Source organism: Microbacterium sp. Bi128 (assembly GCF_918698205.1).
Map to the genome: position 1 here is coordinate 1 of NZ_CAKKMM010000644.1, position 2,795 is coordinate 2,795.

Annotated in this window: 3 protein-coding genes; all 3 read right to left on the reverse strand. The window is 66.2% G+C overall.

Translation table 11 applies throughout. The annotated features are described in order from the left end of the window. Positions 1-1,207: amidohydrolase family protein (locus tag LQV45_RS24200; RefSeq protein ID WP_230009167.1), on the reverse strand; the 1,207-nt coding region annotated here is incomplete at its 3' end. Between the two features lie 25 nt (positions 1,208-1,232). After that, entirely contained in the window at positions 1,233-2,018 is a 786-nt protein-coding gene (locus tag LQV45_RS24205; protein WP_230009168.1) for an aspartate/glutamate racemase family protein, read from the reverse strand. Then, on the reverse strand, positions 2,018-2,698 hold the full coding sequence (locus LQV45_RS24210) for a GntR family transcriptional regulator (protein WP_230009169.1): 681 nt from the start codon (positions 2,696-2,698) through the stop codon (positions 2,018-2,020). Before LQV45_RS24210 ends, LQV45_RS24205 begins: the two co-directional genes overlap by 1 nt. Positions 2,699-2,795: the final 97 nt, after the last annotated feature.

Consider the following 2,795-nt stretch of genomic DNA (forward strand, 5'->3'; position numbering starts at 1 on the left):
GTGCGGGATCGAAGACGACGAGGTCGGCGTCGTACCCTGCTGCGATCGTTCCCTTGCCCGGCAGGGCGTTGATCCGGGCCGGACCGGCGGCGAACACTTCCACGAAATCCTCCACCCGGGCTGCCCCGCCGGTGGCGTCCATCATGGCGGTGAAGGTGACAGGCATGCGGGTTTCCACTCCCGGCAGGCCGTGCGGCATGGCGCGGATGTCATCGGATCGCTCGCGTTTTTGAGTGAGGTCGTAGCAGGAGTGGTCCGAGGCCACCGTGTGGATGGCTCCGGCGGCAAGCCGGTCCCGCAGCGCGGCGACGGTCTCGGGGCTGCGCATCGGCGGGCAGCAGGCGTACCACTCGGGGAAGGAGGTGCCGTAGACGGTGTCGTCCAGGGTGAGGTAGTGCGGGCACGTTTCCGAGAAGGCGTCCATTCCGTGGCTGCGGGCCCCGGCGACGAGGTCTACGGCCCCCGGCGTGGACTGGTGCACAAAGTAGACGGGAGCGTTGGTGTACTCGGCCATCGCCAGGGTCTCCTTGACCGAGATCTCCTCCGCGAGTTCGGGCCGGGTCCGGTGCAGGTGTTCGATGCCGATGCGGCCGTCGTCCGCATGCTGCTGGGTGCAGTCGGCAATGATGGGATCGTGTTCGGCGTGGATGTAGGTAAGGCCGTCGAGCCGGACCATCTCGCGCATGACCTTCAGGATGGTGTCCCCGTCGGCCATGGTGGTGCCCCGGTTCGTGGTGTACATCTTGACCGAACGGACACCTTCGGCGGCGAGCTGTTCGAGCTGCCACGGCACAGTCTCGTCCCACTGGACCACCGAGCCGTGCAGGGCGACGTCGCAGCGGGACTCGCGTGCCAGTTCCTTCTTGTGCAACACCGCGGCCAGCGGGGTCTCGCGGGCGTCGCGGGGGATGCCGAAGTCGATAATGGTGGTGGTGCCGCCCCAGAGGGCAGCGGTGGATGTTGTCCGGTAGTCGTCCAGGGTACGGAACCGTCCGGTTACCTGGGCGACATGGCAGTGGCCGTCCACGCCACCCGGAATCACCAGCTGGCCGGCGGCGTCGATGCTCCTGGCGGCAGCGGGGACCGGCTCGGAAGCGTCCACGAGCTGGACGATCGTCCTGCCGTGCACCACGACGTGCACATTCTGGCGGCCGAAACTGTTGACCACGGTGCCGTTGGCAATGACAAGGTCTGGGGTGTGGGACATCGTTGTCCTCCTTCGAGAAAGAAAATTAGTGGGACGGTGCGGGCAGCCGGGTGGCGTGCTGCGCCGTCGTGAGGGCGGCATCGAGGTTTTTCGAAAGCCCCTTGCGGGCCTTGACCGGTGGCGGCGCGAAGGCGCCGGCCCGGTGCGGACCGGACTGGAGGTTGACTACGGACTGGGCCATCTGGATGCCAGCGGAAATGCCGTCCACCACGGGGACGGGGATCTGGCCTGCAAGCTCGCGGGCAAGTCCGGCGAGCGGCGCGCCGGCGAGGATCACGACGTCGGCCCCGTCCTCGGCGACGGCCTGGCGGCTGAGCGCCAGCAGGGTCTCCTTGAAGTCCTGCTGCACGGAACCGATGCCGTTGAGGCTCTCGTTGATGGAGCGGATCGAGGCCAGCCGGCCGGCGAGCCCGAACCGTTCAACGCAGTCCAGATACCAGGGCCGGATGCGGTCCGAGATGGCGATGATCGAGAACCGGTGCCCCTGCAGGGCGGCGGCGCAAAGTGCCGCCTCGGTAATTCCGATGACGGGGACGTCGGCGAGTTCCTTCAGCGCCGGCATCCCTGGGTCGCCGAATGCGGCGACCACCACGCCGTCGACGCTGGCGCCGTCGCGAGTGTACTCTGCGATGATTTCGGCGACGGCACCGGCGGCGATCAGCGATTCAAAGCGGGTTTCGATGTATTCGACGCCGTGGCCGGCGGTCCGGACTACCAGTTCGGTTCCGGGCGAGGCTGAACGCCGGGCTTCGGATTCGATCAGCGAAGTGACATCGTTGCTGATGTTGGGGTTGATGACAAGGAGTTTCATTACTTCTTCCGATGAAGGTCGGGTTCCGTCCGGCGGAAATTCTCCGGAAACTGTTCCCGGTATTTGTCGATGTGCGACTCCGACTGGGCAGCCGCCCGGTCAGGGTCACCGCTGGCGATCGCGGTGTAGAGCGCCCGATGTTCTTCGATGAGTTCGGGGAGGTCGCTCACATGCCGGAACAGCCAGTGCATCCGGCCCTGGAGGGGTTCGAGCGCCGATTTGAGGAAGCCGTTGTTGGCGATCCGGGTGATGGCATCGTGGAATTCGCTGTTGGCCCGGTGGGCGTCCATAATGGCGCCCTTGGCTAGAGAGAGCTCGGCCACGTCCAACAAGGCTTCCAGCGCACTGAGGTCCTCCGGTGTGGCGCGGGCCGCGGCCAGCCTGCAGGCCAGCACTTCGAGCGACTGGCGGACGTCGAAGAGATCCTCCACGTCTTTGGGGCTGAGCGAGCTGACTTCGGCCCCGCGAGCGCCGCGGTCGCTGACCAGGCCTTCCTGGCGCAGCATTCGCAGCGCCTCGCGGACCGGGAGGCGGGAGACGTTGAATTCGGCGGCGAGGTCGCGCTCCACCAGCCTGGTGCCGGGAACGTAGTGCCCTTCAAAGATCCTGTTGCGGAGGGTGTCCCGGACAGCCTCCCGGAGGGGGCGTTCCTTGTCCTGGGTTTCTTCTGCGGTAAGCATGGTGCTCCATTTCGGGTTCTTTATGGCACTGCGTTCCCGGCTTCGGGAACTGGTGTTTCGTGGCCTAGCTTAGACAGGGAGCCGCTTGTTGTAGTTC

What these genes read in the sequence shown, in the direction of transcription:
- LQV45_RS24205 (WP_230009168.1), bottom strand. Translation starts at nt 2,018, where the DNA reads ATGAAACTCCTTGTCATCAACCCCAACATCAGCAACGATGTCACTTCG.
- LQV45_RS24210 (WP_230009169.1), bottom strand. Translation starts at nt 2,698, where the DNA reads ATGCTTACCGCAGAAGAAACCCAGGACAAGGAACGCCCCCTCCGGGAG.